We start from the raw sequence: 20,964 nt of genomic DNA, 5'->3' as shown, positions 1-20,964 counted from the left end.
AGACGGGAGGGGGCGTCCCGACATGGGGTGAACGGAGAACCCGTTCATAACGACACCGACCCGTCATGTTGCCCGCGGGGTCGGCACCATAAATCCAATCAATGCTGTCCCAGAAGGGATCCGTGCAAAAAGCCCGAGAAGCTGGTCGCAACCGGCCCGGTCATCAGGACATGATCATCGGGCAGCCATTCGATGGTCAGCGGACCGCCATCCAGAATGATTTCAGTTTTCCGGCCCGTCAAACCACGGCGCGCAGCCGCAACACCGGCAGCACAGGCACCCGTGCCACATGCGCGCGTCACACCGACACCGCGTTCCCAGACCCGCATGCGAATCCGGTTTTCGCCGATGATGCTGCATACCTCGATATTGGCGCGTTCGGGGAACATTTCGTGATGTTCAAGGACGGGACCAAGCTTTTCGATATCAATCGACTCGGCATCATCGACAAAGAACACGGCGTGCGGATTACCTACATTGACACCGACCGCATCCGACAGGCCGCCCAGAGACAACGGAATATGGTTGGTATCCACCGCCTGACCCAGTGGAATATCGCGCCAGTCCAGCCTGACCTGCCCCATATCAACGGTGACACGGCCATCGGCCAGTCCATTGGCATCAAGCAAACCGACAACGGTTTCAATAATGACATCCTTGCGACCAAGTTCACCCATGACAATGTTTGCGACACAGCGCGTGGCATTGCCGCAGGCCTCGACCTCGCCGCCGTCATTATTGCGAATGCGCATGAAGGCATCTGCAAGCTCGTCTCGCGCCGGTTCGATCACGATCAACTGGTCGCAACCGACTCCGGTCTTGCGATCCGCAATGCGGGCCGCGGTCGCGTTATCAAGATCAAGCACGGCGGGATCGCGTCGTCCGTCAAAGACAACGAAATCATTTCCTAGACCATGCATTTTGACAAAAGGAATACCGTTCATAACCGCCTTATAACGGTGTCAGCGGATGCCGTCCACCAAACTCAATGCGATCAATGCTGTGCTGCCGGTGCGCAGTAACGGATTTTGCGCGGCACAAAGCCGGCTCCGCTGAAATAATCGCGCAGGCGTTCTTCCATTTCGCCGACCGAAACATGAACCGCCGCACAATGATGTTCACGACCCAGACGGTTCATCGCATTGCGCATCGCATCAAGCACATAGGGCCTGGAAACGATTTCGACCGCCATGATGTTGTCGACATGCAGGACAAGGCCCTCGGCAATGTCGTCACGCACCTGATAGGAAAACAGACCGTGGATATACCCCCGCTCATTGGCGATCACGATGATGCCGCGCGGGCGTTGCCACAGGATATCATCGCATCCGGCACCTATCACGCTATTGCCGCGATCCGCACAGAACTCGGCAACAAACTCGCGCCAGCGTTCCACCGTAAGGCCGGTTTGCATCATCTGTACAAGCGGAAAGGTCATATCCGCCGTGTGATGTGTTAAGGGCCGTGCCTGATAGGTTGTTGACATGATTGCTGCTCTTCCCGGGAATTTTAGCGATCATGCCGCAAAGAATTCGGGGCCACCTTGACCTGTATCAACACCTTTGCAGACCCGAACGCGCATAAACACACTTAGCAATCAATTGTCCCGCAACGCGGGCGAGCTTTGCCTGAAGATTGAAAGACACGGGGCTTTTGCACGCCGATATTGACGTGGATCAATGGCGTCGGCGGCTCCTGCCCGCATAATCATCAGACATTCAAAAGCCTCGTCCGTTTTGCATGTGATGCCGCAAATAGCGCATCACGGCAGCGGTGGGGCTTTTGGTGCAGGTGGCAAGGGGATGGCATGTGTCGCACCCGGTCACCGCCGGGACTGATGGAGTTGACCGATCGGATTGGGGACAACTCACCCGAACACCTTGAACGGGAGTCAAGCATGAGCCAGGGGAGCATGGCACAGACAGCATCAACGCCAGTTGCTGTTGATTACAATATGGACGTTGTGCGCTGGGGCGCACTGGCGACTGTATTTTGGGGCGTCGTCGGATTTCTGGCGGGCGATTTAATTGCCTGGCAGCTCGCGTTTCCGGCGCTTAACTTTGATAACGAATTCCTGAACTTCGGACGTCTGCGCCCGCTGCATACATCGGCAGTGATTTTTGCCTTTGGCGGCAACGCCCTTCTGGCGACGTCGTTCTATGTGGTGCAACGAACCTGCCGAACGTCACTTTATGGTGGCAAGGCGCTTCCGTCGTTTGTTTTCTGGGGCTACCAATTGTTCATAGTGATGGCCGCAATCGGCTATGTCACGGGGGTTACCCAGGGCCGTGAATATGCTGAACCGGAATGGTTCGTCGATATCTGGCTGACCGTGGTCTGGGTTGCGTATCTTGCCGTTTTCGTCGGTACGCTGCTTAAACGTACGGAACCGCATATCTATGTGGCGAACTGGTTCTATCTGGCCTTCATCGTCACGATTGCGATGCTGCATCTGGGCAACAACCTGGCGATTCCGGTTTCGTTCATGGGTGCCAAATCCTACTCGATGTTCTCGGGTGTTCAGGATGCGCTGACGCAGTGGTGGTATGGCCACAACGCGGTTGGCTTCTTCCTCACGGCAGGCTTCCTCGGCATGATGTACTATTTCATTCCGAAGCGTGCTGAACGTCCGGTCTATTCTTATCGCCTGTCGATCATCCACTTCTGGGCGCTGATCTTCCTGTATATCTGGGCCGGTCCGCACCACCTGCACTATACCGCACTTCCGGATTGGGCGCAGACACTTGGCATGACTTTCTCGATCATGCTGTGGATGCCGTCCTGGGGTGGGATGATTAACGGCCTGATGACGCTTTCGGGTGCATGGGACAAACTGCGCACCGACCCGGTCCTGCGTTTCATGGTGGCGGCTGTCGGTTTCTATGGCATGTCGACCTTCGAAGGTCCGGTCATGTCGATCAAGGCAGTCAACGGCCTGTCGCACTATACCGACTGGACCATTGGTCACGTTCATTCCGGCGCACTTGGCTGGGTGGCATTCGTGTCGTTTGGCGCGATCTATCACCTGATCCCAGTCCTGTGGCACCGTGAACGCCTGTATTCAATGCGTCTGGTTGCCCATCACTTCTGGCTCGGCACCATCGGTATCGTTCTTTACATCACGTCGATGTGGGTATCGGGGATCATGCAGGGTCTGATGTGGCGTGCCTATGACGATCTGGGCTTCCTGCAGTATTCCTTCATCGAAACCGTAGAAGCCATGCACCCCTACTATATCATTCGTGCAACGGGCGGTCTGCTGTTCGTGCTGGGGTCGCTGATCATGGTCTGGAACGTCTACAAGACGATCAGGGGTGATCTGCGTCGCGAAGCACCGATCGGCACACCTGCCACCGTGGCCGCCGAATAAGGGGGATGGGAAAATGCTTCTGAAAAAACACCATATTGTTGAAAAGAACGTCTTTGTTCTCGTCCTCGGGATTTTCCTGACCATCATCATCGGTGGTATTGTTGAAATCGTGCCCTTGTTCACGATGGAACAGACCATCGAGAAGGTCGAAGGAGTACGTCCCTATTCACCGCTCGAACAGGCGGGACGTAACATCTATCTCCGCGAAGGCTGCTATAACTGCCATTCTCAGCAGATCCGTCCGTTCCGTGACGAAGTCGAACGTTATGGCCATTACAGCCTTGCCGCGGAATCGATGTACGACCATCCGTTCCAGTGGGGATCGAAACGTACCGGTCCGGATCTTGCCCGTGTTGGTGGCAAATATTCCAACGACTGGCATGTTGCCCACCTGGTTGATCCGCGCGCGGTCGTGCCGGAATCGATCATGCCGGGCTACCCGTTCCTGGCGGAACGCGAATTGAAGTTCGATGACGCCCAGGCACACCTTGAAACGCTGAAAATGGTCGGTGTTCCTTACACCGACGAGCAGATCGAGAATGCCAAGGCTGACCTGTATCTGCAGGCAATGGCGGACGAGGATTACGAAGAACTCCTTGCACGCTATCCGAATGCGGCAACCGGTGACTTTGATGGCAATCCGGCAAAACTGACCGAAATGGATGCGCTTGTCGCGTATCTGCAGGTCCTGGGCCGGATGGTTGATTTCACCAGTTACAACCCGCAGCTGAACCTGCGCTAAGGCGAAGGGGAACGTCATGGAATTCTTTACGCAACTCGCTGACTTTTTCCGCCCCTTGTGGGGTCTGTGGCTGATGCTGCTTTTCGGATCGATCATTGCGTGGGTCATGTGGCCCAGCAAGAAACGCCGCGAAGATATGGATGCGCATGCCCGGATTCCGCTTCGGGATCAGGATTAGGGGGAGAACCGAGCTATGTCGACACATGTCGAAAAAGACCAGGTTTCTGGCCACGAAACCACCGGTCATGAATGGGATGGCATCAAGGAGCTGAACACACCGCTGCCTTCCTGGTGGGTGTATGTCTTCTGGGCCACAATCATCTGGTCGGTCGGCTATTGGGTGGTTTATCCGTCCTGGCCAACCGCAACAAGCTACCTCACCGGTATGTTTGAAACCACCAACCGTACACAGCTGCACGAAACCATGGCCAATGTTGCTGCCGAACGCGCCCCCTATATGGAGCGTCTGGCAGCACTGGATCTGGATGAAATCGTCAATGACAGCGAACTGCTGAACTTCTCGATGGCAGGCGGCAAGGCGGTATTCGCCGAGAACTGCGCACCGTGTCACGGCACGGGCGGCTCGGGCAATCCGGGCTTCCCTTCCTTGCAGGATGATGACTGGCTGTGGGGCGGAACGCTTGAGGCTGTCAATGAAACGGTTCATGTTGGCGTCCGCTGGGATGCAAATGAAGACACCCGTTTCAACGATATGCCCGCCTTTGGTCGTGACGAGATACTTGAACGCGAAGACATCAATGATGTCGTTCAGTATGTTCTGGCCTTTACCGGTCGCGAGACCGACAAGGCAGCGGCCAATCGCGGGGCCGAAGTGTTCGTCGATAACTGCGCATCCTGCCACGGCGAAGACGCCAAGGGTGTTCAGGAACTGGGCGCGCCCAACCTGACCGATGCAATCTGGCTGTATGGCGGCGATGCTGCCAACATCACCGAAACCGTAAACAATTCACGCGGTGGCGTGATGCCTGCTTGGGGTGGTCGTCTTGACGAAGAAACCATCAAAATGCTGACGGTTTACGTCCACTCGCTTGGTGGCGGTCAGTAACCTTTAAAATCTTCTGCCCGCCGCACCTTTCTGCACTGTGATCTGATCAAAAATTGATTTGTATCATGGTGAGGTGCGGCGGGTTTTTCGTATGTTGGCACTGCAATTTGAATAATCCTAATCCGGCTTGGCATGCCGCATGCCAATGTCGCGCGATGTGCCGGTGACTGGTGGCCCAAAACCACAAGAGAGCAGTTATCGGCGATGCGGCACAACAGTCAGGTAGCGACAATGGCCATGCCCCATTTGCAACAGCCCGATCCCGCACATCCCGTCCCGCAAAATGACACGCTGCCGGAAGATGATCGTGACCAGCCCTTATATAAAACCCGCGACAAGGTCTATCCGAAACGGGTGTCGGGGTATTTCCGTAACCTGAAATGGTTCGCCCTGATTACCCTGCTTGCGATTTACTGGATCGTGCCTTGGCTGCGCTGGGATCGTGGCGCATCGGCGCCGGATCAGGCGGTTCTGATCGATATGGATATGGGACGCGCCTATTTCTTCTTTATCGAAATCTGGCCGCAGGAAGTCTATTACATCACCGGCCTTCTGATCCTGGCGGCAATCGGTCTTTTTCTGGCGACATCCCTGTTTGGTCGCATCTGGTGCGGTTATGGCTGCCCGCAAACGGTGTGGACCGATCTTTTCATGCTTGTCGAACGCCATATTCAGGGGGACCGCAATGCCCGCATGCGCCTCGACAAATCACCCTGGACCTTTGAAAAAATCTGGAAAATCGGAGCCACCCACCTTTCGTGGCTGGTGATTGCCGCCGCAACCGGTGGTGCCTTCGTGCTGTATTTCAACGATGCCCCCACGGTAATGGTTGATATCTTTACCGGCGAAGCGTCACTCGGCGTTTATGTCACCATCGCGTTTCTGACATTTTCGACCTATTTGCTGGCGGGTTGGGCCCGCGAACAGGTTTGCACCTATATGTGCCCGTGGCCGCGTTTCCAGTCGGCGATGCTTGATGACGAGTCGATGATCGTCACCTATGAAGGCTGGCGCGGCGAGCCCCGCGGCCCGATCAAACGCAAGAACCTTGTCCGCGGCGAAGTTCCGGAAGTCGGTCACTGCGTTGATTGCTATGCCTGCTTTAACGTGTGCCCAACGGGGATCGATATCCGTGACGGATTGCAGATGGAATGTATCGGCTGTGGCCTGTGCATTGATGCCTGCAACGAGATGATGGACAAAGTCGGCTTCCCGCGCGATCTGGTGCGGTTCGATTCCGTGCAAAACAGCCAGCTTCGTGCCCATGGCAAGGCAACCAAAATCCGCATCGTCCGCCCGCGCACGATTTTCTATTCGGTCATTCTCGTGCTTGTTGCCTCGGTAATGGCTTTTGGGCTTCTGAACCGCACAACGCTTGAGGTCAACGTCCTGCGTGACCGTAACCCGATCTTTGTCACGTTGTCAGATGGCGACGTCAGAAACGGCTATACGCTGAAAGTCCTGAACAAGGAACAGGCTGAGAAAACCTATATCCTTCAGATCGAAGGCCTTGATGCCAGCGATTTTCAGGTGATCGGTCTGACACCGAACCAGGACGGCACATTCAGTCTCGATGTCGCGCCTGATCGTGTCGGCAGTTTCCGCGTCTTTGTTGCGGCAAATCCGGAAACATTAAGCAGTGAATCAACACCCTTCGAGTTCAGCGTGACAGATCCGGAGGATAATGTTCGCGAAACTTATGATACGGTATTTGCCGGTCCGAAATAACCGGACCGGCCTGATGATCCGGCCGCCGATCACGTGCCACCGGGCAGGAGATAAAGATTATGACGATCCAGACCACAACATCACAGGCTTCTGGCACCGGCCCGCGCAAATCGGATCGTCTGATCCCGTGGTATTTCGTCGGTGGTTTCGCGATCATGCTGATTGCCAATATCTCTCTGATCACGTTTTCAATGACCAGCTGGAATGGCCTTGTCACCAAACACGCCTTTGAAGAAGGCAATAATTACAACGCCGCAATGTCAGGCGCGCAACGCCAGGCAGAACTGGGATGGCGCAGCAAACTGTCCGTTGATGGCCTGATCAATCAGTCCGCGACGGTTACTGTCCTGTTCCGGGATCGTGATTCCCAACCGATCAGCGGTGCAGAAATGGAAATCGTTCTGCGCCGTTCGGATCGTGATGACCTTGACCAGACTGTCCGGCTGGCCGAAATCGCCCCGGGGGAATATCGTGCCAGTGCCGCCTTCCCGGTTTATGGACGCTGGGAAATCCGGACCGTTGCACGCGCTCTTGGTGATGATTACCAAACCGTCGAGACCGTTCTTGTAAAACCATGACAACCCCGAACACCTGTCACCATTGTGGAGATCCGGTGACATCCATGTCACCGGCGGGACCCGATTTCTGCTGTCGGGGCTGTGCAGGTGCGTTCGCGCTTCTGGGTGATCTTGGGCTGAAATCTTATTACAGCCGTCGAAGCATTGATCCAAAAACCAGACCTTTGCGCCCCGATACGGATGAAATCGCAGCGATTAATTTCACCGACCTTGTCAGTACCGACGACAAAGGCATTCATCATCTGAACCTGATGGTAGACGGCATTCATTGTGCTGCCTGTGTCTGGCTGATCGAAACCCTTTTGCAAAAAAATCCGTCCGTCCTGCATGCGCGCGTCAACATGACCACCCGCCGCCTAAGGATGGCATGGAACGGCGACATTGCCGATGTCGATGAGCTGGTTAAACCGGTTCTGCAAATGGGATACCGGCTGATTCCGTTTGATCCCGCAGCGCTCGAACAGGCGACACAGGCCCGCAACAGCGAATTGCTCCGCTGTCTGGCAGTCGCCGGATTTGCCGCAGGCAATGTCATGCTGCTTTCGGTGTCCGTCTGGGCCGGGTATTTTCAGGGCATGGGCGGGGCAACCCGCGATCTTTTCCACTGGATATCGGCCCTGATTGCCCTTCCGGCGGCAGCCTATGCCGGCAGCCCGTTTTACCGATCCGCATGGGGTGCGATCCGCAATCGCCGGGTCAATATGGATGTCCCGATCAGCCTCGGCGTTATTCTTGCCCTTGGCATGAGCTTGGCCGAAACCATGCGCGGCGGCCCTCATGCCTATTTTGATTCGGCGATAACACTTCTGTTCTTCCTGCTGGTCGGTCGTTATCTTGACAGCCGTGCTCGCGGTCAGGCCCGATCGGCGGCCGAACATCTGCTGTCGCTAAATGCCCGGTCGGTCACGGTCCTCGATGACGATGGCACCCGCCGACTGATCGCTCCTGACAAGGCAAAGCCGGGCATGATTGTTATAGTGGCCGCAGGCGAACGGATCGGCATTGATGGTGAAATCCTCGACGGACAGTCGGATATCGACACCAGCCTGATCACGGGTGAAAGCATCCCCGGCATTGCCAAACCGGGCGCGACCGTTTTTGCCGGAACAACCAATATTTCAGCCCCCTTGCGCATACGTGTTACCGCAACCGGTCAAACCACGCTTTTGGCGGAAATTGTCCGGTTGATGGAAAATGCCGAACAGGGACGTGCCAAATATGTGGCCCTTGCCGACAGGGTGGCAAAATCCTATGCCCCCGTGGTTCATATTCTTTCAGGCACAACATTTCTGGGTTGGTGGCTGATTGGCGGGATTGGCTGGCAGGATGCACTGATGAATGCGATTGCCGTTCTGATCATCACTTGCCCCTGCGCGCTGGCGCTCGCCGTGCCGGTCGTTCAGGTGATTGCAACCGGGCGGCTGTTGCGTGCAGGGATTCTTGTCAAATCGGCCACCGCACTGGAAAGACTGACCAGCATTCGCGGTGTCATTTTTGATAAAACCGGTACATTAACCACCGGCAAGCCCGAATTGATAAGCAATACCGAAAATGAAGGGTCGCTTGAACTTGCGGCTTCCATCGCTGCCAATAGCACCCATCCACTATCCCGTGCCCTGGTTCGGGCCGCCGGAAATGTAACGCCAACCGCCAACGTCTCCGAACATCCAGGGCAGGGATTGTCTGCGGAACTGCCCGGTGGCATGGTTCGGCTAGGAAGTCGTGCATTTTGCGGCATTGCTGAAAATGCCGACCTGTCCAGCCACGTTGCGGGCCCCGAAATATGGTTACAGGAACCTGGACGGGCAGCCGTCCGATTTGTTTTCCGCGATGCCCCCCGTCATGATGCCGAACAGGTTATCGAAACGCTGTCTGCACGCGGATTTGATATTTCCCTTCTGTCGGGAGATCGGCCGGTGACGGTATCGCAGCTTGCCGAAACGCTTGGCATCCGCGACTGGAAGGCGCAACTTTCTCCGGCGGACAAGGCAAACGAAATCGCCCGTCGCGCAGAAGACGGAAAATGCGACCTTATGGTCGGTGACGGCATTAATGATGCGCCTGCACTTGCCGCGGCCCACGCATCCATGTCACCAGCCAGTGCCGCCGAAATCAGCCAGAATGTCGCCGATATCGTGTTTCAGGGTGATCGTCTTTCAGCCGTGATAGAGACCATTGATGTTGCCAAAAAATCCGACCGGCTTGTGCGGCAGAATTTCATGCTTTCATTTGGCTATAACCTGATTACGATTCCATTGGCGGTTTCGGGCATGGTCACCCCACTGGTGGCCGCCATTGCGATGTCTTCATCATCTTTGATTGTGATCGCCAACGCATTGCGCCTGCGATCAGGAAGTGACAAACCGGTAATCGAAGATCGCGCGCCCCTCCCCGTACGTGCCCAAGAGGCAGGAGCTCCGTCAGTATGAGCAACCTATTACTTCTGATACCAATCGCCCTGTTTCTGGGACTTCTCGGGCTGGCGGCATTTCTGTGGTCGCTTAAATCCGGGCAGTTTGATGATATGGAAGGGGCAGCAAACCGGATTTTGTTTGATGACGACGATCAGGAACCGCAGGACAGCCATACGAAAAACAACTGAATGAAACGTTAGTATCGCTTGAACTGCCCCTATCTGATCGAATAGATTAATTCCAATTCAACACCTTAATAAATGTAGCTCCGGAGTTTGCCATGTCTGTGCGTTCCCAGCTTTGTGAGGCCTGCGGAATCAAGGACTTGACCTTCTGCTCTTCTTTGCAGGGTACGGAGCATGACCGTCTGCGCCAAATGCTGACTCATGTTCAGTTTGATCCGCACAGCACGATTTTCCATGAAGCCGAAGATGCCGATTACGTTTTCAACGTCACATCGGGTTCGGTAAAGCTTTACAAACTTCTGGGTGATGGCCGCCGACAGATCACCGGTTTCCTTTTCCCTGGTGATTTTCTTGGTCTGGCGCTGAACACCACATACAGCTACACCGCCGAAGCAATCGAGCCGGTAACCGCCTGCCGCTTCCCGCGTGAGAAGCTTGAAAAGCTGTTTGACGAATTCCCGCGTCTTGAAAAACGCATGCTGGGCATGGCGGTTGACGAACTGGCCGCCGCACAGGACCAGATGCTGCTGCTCGGTCGCAAGACCGCTAAGGAAAAAGTCGCATCCTTCCTTCTGATGCTGGCCCGCCGTCAGGAACATCGCGGCGAGGAAAGTGACACGATCCAGGTACCGATGAGCCGTTCCGACATCGCCGATTATCTTGGCCTGACCATTGAAACGGTGTCACGAACCCTGACGCAGTTGCGCAAGGAAGCGACGATTACGCTAAGGGATAACCGTCATATCGAAGCGGTCGGCATTGATATGCTCGAAGACCTTGCCGAAGGTTTGTGATTGCGTTGTGCAAATGCACAACAAATCGCGAAATGGACTGAATATCCTGCGACTGCAATAACGGGAACCTGTCCTGTTAAAGGCTATTCGACCAAAAGCCTGTTTCGCGATTGCGAAAAAACAGTTCCCGCAAATGGTCATCATATTGTAAACATGACGGCACGCCTGACACAGATCGGGCAGCCAAATCCGGTTATACCGGGGGAGAAACGTCATGAGTGCCACCACAAGAAAACAGGGCCGCATCACGGTTCCTGAAATTCGTGCCCGCAAGGGTGCAGAACCGGTTGTCTGCCTTACGGCCTATACCACGCCGATGGCACAACGCCTGGATGAACACTGCGACCTTCTTCTGGTCGGTGATTCATTGGGCATGGTTGTTTACGGCATGGAAAGCACCCTTGCCGTCACCGTCGACATGATGATCAACCACGGCAAGGCCGTCATGCGCGGCAGCTCGAACGCCTGTGTGATCGTTGATCTGCCATTCGGAAGCTATCAGGAATCCAAGGAACAGGCGTTCCGCACCGCATCACGCATTCTGGCCGAAACCGGTTGCGCAGGTGTGAAACTTGAAGGTGGCGCCGAGCTGGCCGACACCATCGCGTTTCTGAGCCAGCGCGGTATTCCCGTCATGGCCCATATCGGCCTGATGCCCCAGCAGGTCAACACCATGGGCGGCTTCAAAAGTCAGGGCCGTGGTGACGACGCTGCTGCCAAGGTGCTTGCCGATGCAAAAGCCGTTGCCCAAGCCGGTGCATTTTCGGTTGTCGTCGAAGGCACGGTCGAAGCCGTGGCACGACGCATCACCACGGAAATCGATATTCCGACCATCGGCATTGGCGCATCTGTCGCCTGCGACGGACAGGTATTGGTGACCGAAGATATCCTCGGAATGTTTTCCGATTTCACCCCGAAATTTGTCAAACGCTATGCCAATCTCGGCGATCAGATTTCCAAGGCGGTTGAAAGCTACGCCACCGAAGTCCGGACACGTCAGTTTCCGACCGATGATCATTGCTTTGGCGTGACCAAACCCGGCAAATTGCGCGCTGTAAAATAGCAGCACCGCATACGCCCAACAGACGATCGACAACACGACAATGACGCTTAAAACCGTTCACAGCGTTGCAGAACTGCGCGCGGTTATTGCCCAATGGCGCGCAGAAGGTTTGCGCGTCGGACTGGTTCCCACAATGGGGGCCCTTCATGCCGGGCATATCAGCCTGACGGAGCATATCCGCAATCACGCTGATCGTGTTGTTGTCAGCATTTTCGTCAATCCGACGCAGTTTGGCCCCAACGAGGATTTCGGTGCCTATCCGCGCACCTTGCCCGATGACCAGAAGATGCTTGATGCTGCCGGGGTGGAGTTGTGCTTTGCTCCCTCGGTCGAGGAAATGTACCCAGAAGGCTTTGCCACCCGCGTCAGCGTTGACGGATCTCTGACCAACGTGCTGTGCGGTGCCGCCCGGCCCGGCCATTTTGACGGCGTCGCCCAGATCGTCACCAAACTTTTGCTGCAGACCCTGCCCGATAGCGCGATATTCGGCCAGAAAGACTATCAGCAGCTGATGGTCATCCGGCGTTTCAGCACCGACCTGAACATACCGGTCGAAATCATCGGTGCACCGATCCTGCGTGAGGAAGACGGACTGGCAATGTCATCGCGCAACCGTTACCTCACCCCAGATGAACGCGCTGTTGCTCCGACCCTTAACCGGGTTCTAAGCGAAATCGTTAAAGCCGCGGCATCCGGTGCTGAAATCGGCCCGCTTCTGGCCAGGGGACGCGAAGACATCCTGCGCGCGGGGTTCAGCCCGATCGATTATCTTGAAATCCGCGATGCCAATACGCTTGAACTGGTCACCAAACACGTCACAAGTCCCAGCCGCGTCTTTGTCGCCGCCCATCTTGGCAAGGCCCGCCTGATTGACAATCACGCCATCGAACCGGCCAATATCGCGGGTTAAACAACGGGCTGGCCGGGACGAATCGCCGATTGCGATGAAATCGGTATCAAAAGCGCAGAACATCGCGCTTTTGCGCCTGATTGCGCTTGACTCTCCACCCCCTATCGCATAAACCCTGCGCAACAAAGGTCGCCCAAGGGGTGACTCCCCCAGTCCTCGAGTTGTCGAGCACTGGGTTTTAGTTTTTTGTGCGTACATGGTGGAAACACCGGAAACACAGACGGGATTTGGAATGTTTGAAGGACTAAGCGATCGCCTTGGCGGTGTTCTTGACAAGCTGCGCAAACGTGGCGCGCTGAAAGAATCCGACGTCAAGGAAGCCATGCGCGAAGTACGCGTCGCCCTGCTTGAGGCTGACGTGGCGCTGCCGGTTGTTAAATCCTTTATCACCAATGCAACCGAACGTGCGGTTGGTCAGGATGTCCTGCGTTCAGTGACGCCGGGACAGATGGTCGTCAAGATCGTCCATGACGAACTGAAAAACATGCTGGGCGAGGGCGAGGATATCAACCTTGCTGCCACCCCGCCGGTTCCGATCCTGATGGTCGGTCTGCAGGGTTCGGGGAAAACCACGAGCTCGGCCAAGATCGCGCTGCATCTGACCAAAAAGCGCAACAAGAAGGTGCTTCTGGCGTCGCTTGATATCTATCGTCCCGCCGCACAGCAGCAGCTTAAAATTCTGGCCGACAGCAACGGCCTTAACGTTCTGCCGATCGTCATGGGCGAAAAGCCGGTCTCGATCGCAAAACGTGCGATGGATACCGGCCGTAAGGAAGGCTACGACGCCGTCATCCTCGATACCGCAGGTCGCCTGCATATCGATATGGAACTGATGAGCGAGGTCGCCCAGGTCCGTGACGCGGTCAACCCGGCCGAAACCCTTCTGGTCACCGATGCGATGACCGGTCAGGACTCGGTCAATGTGGCCAAGGAATTTGCCGAAAAGGTCGGCATCACCGGTATCGTTCTGACCCGTATCGACGGTGATGCACGCGGTGGTGCGGCTCTTTCGATGCGCCAGATCACCGGCTGCCCGATCAAGATGCTCGGTACCGGTGAGAAAATCGACGAGATGGAAGCCTTCCATCCGGATCGTATCGCCAACCGTATCCTTGGCATGGGCGATGTCGTCAGCCTTGTTGAAAAGGCTGCCGAGACGATCAAACAGGAAGACGCCGAGAAAATGGCGAAGAAGCTCGCGAAGGGTCAGTTTGACCTGAACGATCTTCTTTCCCAGCTCAAGCAGCTTCAGAAAATGGGTGATCTTTCCGGCATCATGGGGATGCTGCCGGGCATGGGCGCGCTGAAAAAACAGATGTCGCAGACCAAGCTTGATCCCAAACTTCTGACGCATCAGGAAGCGATCATCCTGTCGATGACGCCCAAGGAACGTGAAAACCCGGCCCTGATCAAGGCATCGCGCAAGAAGCGTATTGCCGCAGGCTGCGGTCTTTCGGTTCAGGATGTGAACAAGCTGCTCAAACAGCATCAGACCATGGCCACCATGATCAAGAAAATGGGCAAAATGGGCAAAAAAGGTCTGTTCGGCGGCATGCCGAAAATGGATCCCTCGATGTTCGAGGGGGGTGACATGCCCGATATGAGCAAGTTGCCAAAAGGATTTCCCGGTGCCGGGGGCGGCTTGCCGCCCGGGCTTCCGGGATTGGGCGGCGGTGGTTTGCCGCCGGGATTTCCGGGGTTCGGTAAAAAGAAATAGCCAAGCCCCCGGTTCTCAAGATTTTTCGAAAGAACCAAAACACCCCGGTTCACTCAACCGGAATGAATTGATCCCTCGGGATCGTAACTTGAAGACTACAAACCCAAGCTGAAAGGAACTTATCCGAATGGCTGTCAAGATTCGTCTTTCCCGTGGCGGTGCCAAAAAGCGTCCGTACTACCGTATCGTAGTTGCAGATGCCCGTGCCCCGCGTGACGGCAGCTTCATCGAGAAAGTCGGTACCTATGATCCGATGCTCCCGAAGGATGCTGAAAACCGCGTAACCTTCAAAGAAGAGCGCATCAAATACTGGCTGGGCGTTGGCGCACAGCCGACCGATCGTGTTGCACGTTTCCTGGGCAAAGCTGGCCTGGCCGAAGCGTTCAAACCGACCGAACAGCCGCAGAAGTCTGCTCCGAAGGCGAAAGCCCAGGAACGTCTTCGCGAAAAAGCTGAAAAAGCCGAAGCCGCTGCTGCTGCAGCTGCCGAAGCTGCTGCGGCTCCTGCTGAAGAAGCTGCCAGCGAAGAATAAGCTTTTCGCACGCTTTGATCAGATACCGGAAATTTGTGAACCGAAATGGCTGATACCCGCAAATCCAAAACCGACGATGCATTTGTCTGCGTCGGCATGATCACCGCCCCGCACGGGGTGCGTGGTGCCGTGCGCGTCAAAAGCTATACCGTCGATCCGGATAACCTTGTCGGTTACGGCCCGTTGTTCGACGCCAAGGGACAGGCGAAATTCAAACTGTCTCCTGTCGGACATGTTCGCGACCAGCTGATCGCCAAGATCGATGGTGTGAACGACCGGGACGCGGCCGAACGGCTGCGGGGTACCAAGCTTTATGTACCGCGGACGGCCCTGCCGGAAACGGAAGACGAAGACGAATTTTATCTTGCCGATCTTGTCGGCCTGAAAGCCCATCATGTTGATGGTTCGCTGTTCGGGACCGTACGGGGTGTGGCTGATTTTGGTGCGGGCGATGTGATCGAAATCGCGCTGGAAGAAGTCCGTGGCAAAGTCGTCGTTCTGCCGTTTACCAAGGAAGTCGTGCCCGATGTGGTGCTTTCGGAACGCAAGCTGGTGGTAAATCCGCCCGAGGGGCTTTTGCAGGAAGAAGAAGGACCGGGCAATCGTACCCGTCGTCCGGGCAACTCCCGCAAGGACTCTCAGGCCGACCGCGATTCTGATGCCGTCACTGCCGATGCAGTAGGCGCAGAAACTGCGACCGGCAGCGGAAAGGAGGCCTGATCGATGTCTGTGTGGCAGGCCAAGGTTGCAACCCTGTTCCCGGAAATGTTCCCGGGCGCGCTCGGCCAGTCTCTGGCCGGACGGGCACTGGAAAACGGGATCTGGTCGCTGGATGTCAAAGACATCCGTGATCATGCAACCGACCGTCACCGCACTGTTGACGACAATCCTTTCGGGGGTGGGGCCGGTATGGTCATGCGCCCGGATATTGTCGACGCCACCCTGCGCGAATTGCGTGCGGAAGCTCCGCAATTGCCGCTGATTTATCTCAGCCCGCGCGGGAAAATGCTGAACCAGAAACGTTGCCGCGAATTGGCAGCCGGACCGGGTGCCATCCTGTTGTGCGGTCGTTACGAAGGTATCGACCAACGCGTACTTGATGAACACGCGGTCGAGGAAATCAGCATTGGCGATTACATCCTCATGGGCGGCGAACTGCCGGCCATGGTCCTGATTGAATCGTGCATTCGCCTTATCGAAGGTGTGGTCAACAAGACCGAATCCGTCGACGAGGAAAGCTTTGAAACCGGGTTGCTTGAATATCCGCATTACACGCGCCCGGCCAATTGGAACGGGCGTGACGTGCCGGAGATCTTGCTTTCCGGACATCATGCCAAGGTACAAGCCTGGCGGCATGCTCAGGCAGAAGAAATTACCCGTGCTCGGCGTCCTGACCTTTGGGATCAGTATGTCGCACGCGGGCACATCAAAGAGGGTTAAACCATGACCAACGCAATCATCCAGCAGATCGAAAAAGATCAGCTCGATAAAATCGCTGCAAAACGCGAAGTTCCGGAATTCGACGCAGGCGACACCGTCCGTGTTCACCTGAAAGTCGTTGAAGGCACCCGCGAGCGTATCCAGCAGTTCGAAGGCGTCTGCATCGCCAAGAAAAACCGCGGCCTGAACTCGTCCTTCACCCTGCGTAAAATCGCATCGGGCGAAGGTGTCGAGCGTATCTTCCAGAACTACTCCCCGGCGATCGACAAAATCGAAGTCGTCCGTCGTGGTGACGTTCGTCGCGCAAAACTTTACTACCTGCGTGGCCGTACCGGTAAATCGGCTCGTATCGCCGAACAGACCACCGGTCACAAAGGCAAACTGACCGCTGCAGAACGCAAGAAATAATCTGCGTTCCGTATCGTCGGAATGATCAGCGGGCTCACCTTCGGGTGGGCCCGTTTCTTTTGGGCTATTTCTTTTGCCTGTGTTTCGGGCGACAAAGAACCCCAAAATACACTTTATACGTGCATCATATCGAATCGCCGGTTTTCGTGCCCGATTGATGTAACGCGCGGAAACCTTGCAAATAACATATAACTTTATTTTATATCAGCTATCCCTGCTTTGGCCGCCTTCTCCCGGAATCTGGTTGTTTTGGCTACTACAGGATGCCCAATTTTCTCTGAATCTACTTTGGGATGTAATTGCGTAAAAAAACACGCGCCCGGTTGCTTGCGATTTGGAAGCTTGAGTGTATAAAGGCACTCCCGCGGCAAAAACGATCAAGTCCGTGCGGTTCTGGATAATAAAATTTCGCATATCGGGACAAACCCGGATGCCCGGAGGAACAGGCGACACAGTGCGCCGCATGACATCGCAATCCAGGGATTGCCGTCGTAAAAAACATCCCCGGTTTAACGTCCATTACCGGCACAACTGTCTGGTCGTCGCTGCATACAAGATCGATTTTAAGAGGAGGTCGAGATGGGTGCGCCTAAAACCCTTTTTGACAAGATTTGGGAAAGTCACGTGGTCGATACGCAGGACGATGGTACCTGCCTGATTTATATTGACCGCCATCTCGTTCATGAAGTGACCAGCCCGCAGGCTTTCGAAGGCCTTCGCAATGCCGGCCGCAAAGTGCGCCACCCGGAACTCACCCTTGCCGTTCCGGATCATAACGTTCCGACCACGGACCGTTCCGAAGGCATCAAGGAAGAAGATAGCCGTATCCAGGTCAACACCCTTGACCAGAACGCCAAGGATACCGGTATCCATTACTTCCCGATGAATGACCTGCGTCAGGGCATCGTTCACATTGTCGGCCCCGAAGAAGGTTTCACCCTGCCGGGTATTACCATGGTCTGCGGCGACTCGCACACCTCGACCCACGGCGCATTCGGCACCCTGGCATTCGGTATCGGCACGTCCGAAGTCGAACATGTTCTGGCCACCCAGACGCTGGTTCAGAAACCGGCAAAAAACATGCTGGTCAAGGTAGAAGGCGATCTGCATCCGGGCGTTACCGCCAAGGACGTGACCCTTGCCATCATCGGGCGCATCGGCACGGCCGGTGGCACCGGCTATGTGATCGAATATGCCGGTTCGGCCATTCGGTCGCTGTCGATGGAAGGCCGCATGACCGTTTGCAACATGTCGATCGAAGGCGGTGCACGCGCGGGCCTTATCGCACCGGACGAAAAAACCTTTGAATATATCAAGGGCCGCCCGATGGCGCCCAAAGGTGCAGCGTTCGAACAGGCCGTCGAATACTGGAAGACGCTGCCGTCTGACGAAGGTGCGCATTACGACAAGATCGTCGAAATCGATGCTGCCGACATCATCCCGCAGGTCACCTGGGGCACGAGCCCCGAAGACGTCGTACCGGTTAACGGCAAAGTGCCAGCACCGTCCGACGCCAAAGACCCCGGCAAACAGAAAGCCATCGCCCGTTCGCTCGAATATATGGGCCTGACGGCTGGCACCAATATCGAAGACATCAGGATTGATCGCGTCTTTATCGGTTCCTGCACCAATGGCCGCATCGAAGACCTGCGCGCCGCGGCGGTTATCGCCAAGGGTCGCAAGGTTGCCGATCATGTCAGTGCCATGGTCGTTCCGGGTTCCGGTCTGGTCAAGGAACAGGCAGAAGCCGAAGGCCTGCACGAGATCTTCCTCGAAGCCGGTTTTGAATGGCGTGAACCGGGCTGCTCGATGTGCCTTGCGATGAACCCGGACCGACTGGAACCGGGCGAACGTTGCGCATCGACCTCCAACCGTAACTTCGAAGGCCGTCAGGGCCGTGGTGGCCGTACCCACCTGCTCAGCCCGGCGATGGCCGTGGCCGCAGCAGTCACCGGTCATCTGACTGACGTCCGCAAACTCGGTTAAGGCAGACACCCATGGCAGAACAGTCATTCATCAGTTTCCGTGACGGCGCGGCGCGCTGTGGTAGGGCTCCGATCCTTGAACAGCTGCTTCCGCAGCTGACCGGGATCAACCTGCCCGAATTCGTTGCGAAGGATATCGACGCAACCGAGGAACTGATCGAGGCACTCGGTCTTGCCTGGGAAACTGGAAGCAAGGGATAAGATTAATGGATAAGTTCACGACCCTCACCGGTGTGGCAGCACCGCTGCCGATGATCAATGTCGATACTGACATGATCATCCCGAAACAGTTCCTGAAAACCATCAAGCGTTCGGGCCTTGGCAAGAACCTGTTTGATGAAATGCGTTACGACGACAAGGGCAACGAAATCCCGGATTTCGTCCTGAACAAACCGGCCTATCGCAATGCCAAGATCATCGTATCGGGTGACAACTTTGGCTGTGGTTCGTCGCGCGAACATGCGCCGTGGTCGCTGCTTGATTTCGGCATTCGCTGCATCATCGCACCAAGCTTTGCCGACATTTTCTATAACAACTGCTTCAAGAACGGCATCCTGCCGATCCGTCTGCCGCAGGAAGATGTCGACAAGCTGATGGATGACGCCGAACGCGGCGAAAACGCCACCATCACCATCGATCTTGAAAAACAGGAAATCCATGGTCCGGATGGCGGCTGCATCAAGTTTGATGTCGAACCGTTCCGCAAACATTGCCTGTTGAACGGCCTTGATGACATCGGTCTGACCCTTCAGAAGGGCGATGCGATCAACGATTTCGAAGCCAAGCGCGCTGCATCGCAGCCCTGGCTGTCGCTGTAATTCAAAGAGGCGGCAGACCGTTCGGGTTTGCCGCCCTTTTTGTCGATACGGGGTGTGCGGCCCCGATAATATCTGGGAAGGATTGTTTGATGAGCACCACCAAAAAAGTTCTGATGCTGCCCGGCGACGGCATTGGCCCCGAAGTCATGCGTCAGGTTCAGCGCGTCATGGACTGGATGGCCAAGAAGCGTAACGTCAATTTCGAAATCACCGAAGGTCTGATCGGTGGCGCGTCGATCGATGCGCACAACAATCCGCTGACCGACGAAACGCTTGCCGATGCCATGGCGGCCGATGCGGTTCTGCTCGGTGCTGTTGGTGGTCCGAAATGGGACAATCTTCCGTTTGAAATCAAACCGGAACGCGGCCTTCTGAAAATCCGCAAGGAAATGGGCCTGTTTGCCAACCTGCGTCCGGCACTTGTGTTTGATGCGCTTGTCGGTGCCTCGACGCTGAAGGAAGACATCGTCAAAGGTCTGGATATCATGATCCTGCGCGAACTGACCGGTGGCATCTATTTCGGTCAGCCGCGCGGCATCGAAGAACGTGACGGTGTGCGTTTTGGCTTCAACACGCTGGTTTATTCCGAGCCGGAAGTTGAACGTATCGCCCGTGTCGCCTTTGACATGGCCATGAAGCGCAACAAACGCCTGTGTTCGGTTGATAAGGCCAACGTTCTGGAATCGACCGTTCTGTGGCGCGAAGTTGTTGAACGCGTTGCCAAGGACTTCCCGGAAGTCGAAGTCAGCCACATGTATGTTGATAACGCTTCCATGCAGCTGGTTCGTAATCCGAAACAGTTTGACGTGATGGTCACCACCAACATGTTTGGCGACATCCTTTCCGATTGTGCCGCCATGCTGACCGGGTCGCTCGGTATGCTGCCGTCCGCATCGCTGGGTGCTGCCGATGAAAACGGTGCGCGCAAGGCGCTTTACGAGCCGGTACACGGGTCCGCCCCGGACATCGCTGGCCAGGATATCGCCAACCCGCTGGCAACCATCCTCTCATTCGCCATGATGCTGCGTTACTCGTTCGACATGGGCGATGATGCCACCCTGATCGAAACCGCGGTTCAGAACGTTCTGAAAGGCGGACTGCGCACCGCTGACATCATGCAGCCGGGCATGGCAAAGGTTTCGACCACCGTCATGGGTGAATCGCTGATCAACGAACTCGACAAGATCGCCTGATCTTTCTGATCTCGCCTCAAA

At 55.8% G+C, this 20,964-nt stretch carries 22 protein-coding genes; 20 read left to right on the top strand and 2 right to left on the bottom strand.

All coding sequences use genetic code 11. From position 1 onward, the window contains the following. Positions 1-98 precede the first annotated feature (98 nt). Both dapF and R1T41_RS10155 read right to left on the bottom strand, forming a co-directional pair. Entirely contained in the window at positions 99-944 is an 846-nt protein-coding gene (dapF, locus tag R1T41_RS10160) for a diaminopimelate epimerase (protein WP_317341446.1), read from the bottom strand. Between the two features lie 50 nt (positions 945-994). Next, entirely contained in the window at positions 995-1,486 is a 492-nt protein-coding gene (locus tag R1T41_RS10155) for a hypothetical protein (RefSeq protein WP_231886887.1), read from the bottom strand. A gap of 426 nt (positions 1,487-1,912) precedes the next feature. Between R1T41_RS10155 and ccoN the strand changes: the two genes are divergently transcribed. From ccoN to leuB, 20 genes are all read left to right on the top strand, one after another. Next, on the top strand, positions 1,913-3,370 hold the full coding sequence (gene ccoN / locus R1T41_RS10150) for a cytochrome-c oxidase, cbb3-type subunit I (protein WP_317341572.1): 1,458 nt from the start codon (positions 1,913-1,915) through the stop codon (positions 3,368-3,370). Positions 3,371-3,383: 13 nt separating this feature from the next. Next, a complete protein-coding gene (ccoO, locus tag R1T41_RS10145) occupies positions 3,384-4,112 on the top strand; it encodes a cytochrome-c oxidase, cbb3-type subunit II (protein ID WP_317341445.1) in 729 nt (242 codons plus the stop codon). A 16-nt stretch (positions 4,113-4,128) separates the two neighbouring features. Further along, a complete protein-coding gene (locus R1T41_RS10140; protein WP_082824732.1) occupies positions 4,129-4,290 on the top strand; it encodes a cbb3-type cytochrome c oxidase subunit 3 in 162 nt (53 codons plus the stop codon). 15 nt (positions 4,291-4,305) lie between these two features. Beyond that, positions 4,306-5,178: a cytochrome-c oxidase, cbb3-type subunit III gene (gene ccoP / locus R1T41_RS10135; RefSeq protein WP_097051312.1), complete on the top strand. Its 873-nt coding sequence runs from the start codon at positions 4,306-4,308 to the stop codon at positions 5,176-5,178. A gap of 231 nt (positions 5,179-5,409) precedes the next feature. Then, a complete protein-coding gene (ccoG, locus tag R1T41_RS10130; RefSeq protein ID WP_317341444.1) occupies positions 5,410-6,906 on the top strand; it encodes a cytochrome c oxidase accessory protein CcoG in 1,497 nt (498 codons plus the stop codon). A 59-nt stretch (positions 6,907-6,965) separates the two neighbouring features. Continuing rightward, positions 6,966-7,484: a FixH family protein gene (locus R1T41_RS10125; protein ID WP_062958787.1), complete on the top strand. Its 519-nt coding sequence runs from the start codon at positions 6,966-6,968 to the stop codon at positions 7,482-7,484. 44 nt (positions 7,485-7,528) lie between these two features. After that, the gene (locus R1T41_RS10120) at positions 7,529-9,913 is read left to right on the top strand and encodes a copper-translocating P-type ATPase (RefSeq protein WP_411045556.1); all 2,385 of its coding nucleotides are present in this window, start codon (positions 7,529-7,531) and stop codon (positions 9,911-9,913) included. Continuing rightward, positions 9,910-10,086, top strand: a complete 177-nt coding sequence (ccoS, locus tag R1T41_RS10115; protein WP_062951614.1) for a cbb3-type cytochrome oxidase assembly protein CcoS — start codon at positions 9,910-9,912, stop codon at positions 10,084-10,086. The genes R1T41_RS10120 and ccoS overlap by 4 nt, the downstream gene beginning before the upstream one ends. A gap of 92 nt (positions 10,087-10,178) precedes the next feature. Continuing rightward, on the top strand, positions 10,179-10,877 hold the full coding sequence (locus R1T41_RS10110) for a cyclic nucleotide-binding domain-containing protein (protein ID WP_062951615.1): 699 nt from the start codon (positions 10,179-10,181) through the stop codon (positions 10,875-10,877). A 214-nt stretch (positions 10,878-11,091) separates the two neighbouring features. After that, on the top strand, positions 11,092-11,940 hold the full coding sequence (gene panB, locus R1T41_RS10105; RefSeq protein WP_062958789.1) for a 3-methyl-2-oxobutanoate hydroxymethyltransferase: 849 nt from the start codon (positions 11,092-11,094) through the stop codon (positions 11,938-11,940). 40 nt (positions 11,941-11,980) lie between these two features. Beyond that, positions 11,981-12,850 carry a pantoate--beta-alanine ligase gene (gene panC, locus R1T41_RS10100; protein ID WP_317341442.1) on the top strand — a complete coding sequence of 290 codons (870 nt, stop codon included), beginning with the start codon at positions 11,981-11,983 and terminating at the stop codon, positions 12,848-12,850. Positions 12,851-13,082: 232 nt separating this feature from the next. Continuing rightward, positions 13,083-14,567: a signal recognition particle protein gene (gene ffh / locus R1T41_RS10095; RefSeq protein WP_114111217.1), complete on the top strand. Its 1,485-nt coding sequence runs from the start codon at positions 13,083-13,085 to the stop codon at positions 14,565-14,567. A gap of 127 nt (positions 14,568-14,694) precedes the next feature. Continuing rightward, complete coding sequence (rpsP, locus tag R1T41_RS10090; RefSeq protein ID WP_062958792.1) at positions 14,695-15,099, top strand: 30S ribosomal protein S16; 405 nt, start codon at positions 14,695-14,697, stop codon at positions 15,097-15,099. Positions 15,100-15,144: 45 nt separating this feature from the next. Beyond that, a complete protein-coding gene (rimM, locus tag R1T41_RS10085) occupies positions 15,145-15,819 on the top strand; it encodes a ribosome maturation factor RimM (protein WP_114111216.1) in 675 nt (224 codons plus the stop codon). Positions 15,820-15,822: 3 nt separating this feature from the next. Then, positions 15,823-16,539, top strand: coding sequence for a tRNA (guanosine(37)-N1)-methyltransferase TrmD (trmD, locus tag R1T41_RS10080; RefSeq protein WP_062951620.1), 717 nt, complete (start codon positions 15,823-15,825; stop codon positions 16,537-16,539). A gap of 3 nt (positions 16,540-16,542) precedes the next feature. Next, positions 16,543-16,947 carry a 50S ribosomal protein L19 gene (gene rplS / locus R1T41_RS10075; RefSeq protein WP_007089127.1) on the top strand — a complete coding sequence of 135 codons (405 nt, stop codon included), beginning with the start codon at positions 16,543-16,545 and terminating at the stop codon, positions 16,945-16,947. Positions 16,948-17,526: 579 nt separating this feature from the next. Then, positions 17,527-18,933: a 3-isopropylmalate dehydratase large subunit gene (gene leuC, locus R1T41_RS10070; protein ID WP_097051317.1), complete on the top strand. Its 1,407-nt coding sequence runs from the start codon at positions 17,527-17,529 to the stop codon at positions 18,931-18,933. An 11-nt stretch (positions 18,934-18,944) separates the two neighbouring features. Next, a complete protein-coding gene (locus R1T41_RS10065) occupies positions 18,945-19,133 on the top strand; it encodes a hypothetical protein (protein WP_062951622.1) in 189 nt (62 codons plus the stop codon). Positions 19,134-19,138: 5 nt separating this feature from the next. Next, positions 19,139-19,750, top strand: coding sequence for a 3-isopropylmalate dehydratase small subunit (leuD, locus tag R1T41_RS10060; RefSeq protein WP_062951623.1), 612 nt, complete (start codon positions 19,139-19,141; stop codon positions 19,748-19,750). Between the two features lie 89 nt (positions 19,751-19,839). Then, positions 19,840-20,943: a 3-isopropylmalate dehydrogenase gene (gene leuB, locus R1T41_RS10055; RefSeq protein ID WP_062951624.1), complete on the top strand. Its 1,104-nt coding sequence runs from the start codon at positions 19,840-19,842 to the stop codon at positions 20,941-20,943. The last annotated feature ends 21 nt before the right edge of the window (positions 20,944-20,964 follow it).

The organism is Thalassospira lucentensis (assembly GCF_032921865.1).
Taxonomy (GTDB): Bacteria; Pseudomonadota; Alphaproteobacteria; order Rhodospirillales; family Thalassospiraceae; genus Thalassospira; species Thalassospira lucentensis_A.
The sequence above is the reverse complement of the archived record's forward strand: the minus strand, read 5'-3'. Positions and strand labels throughout refer to the sequence as shown.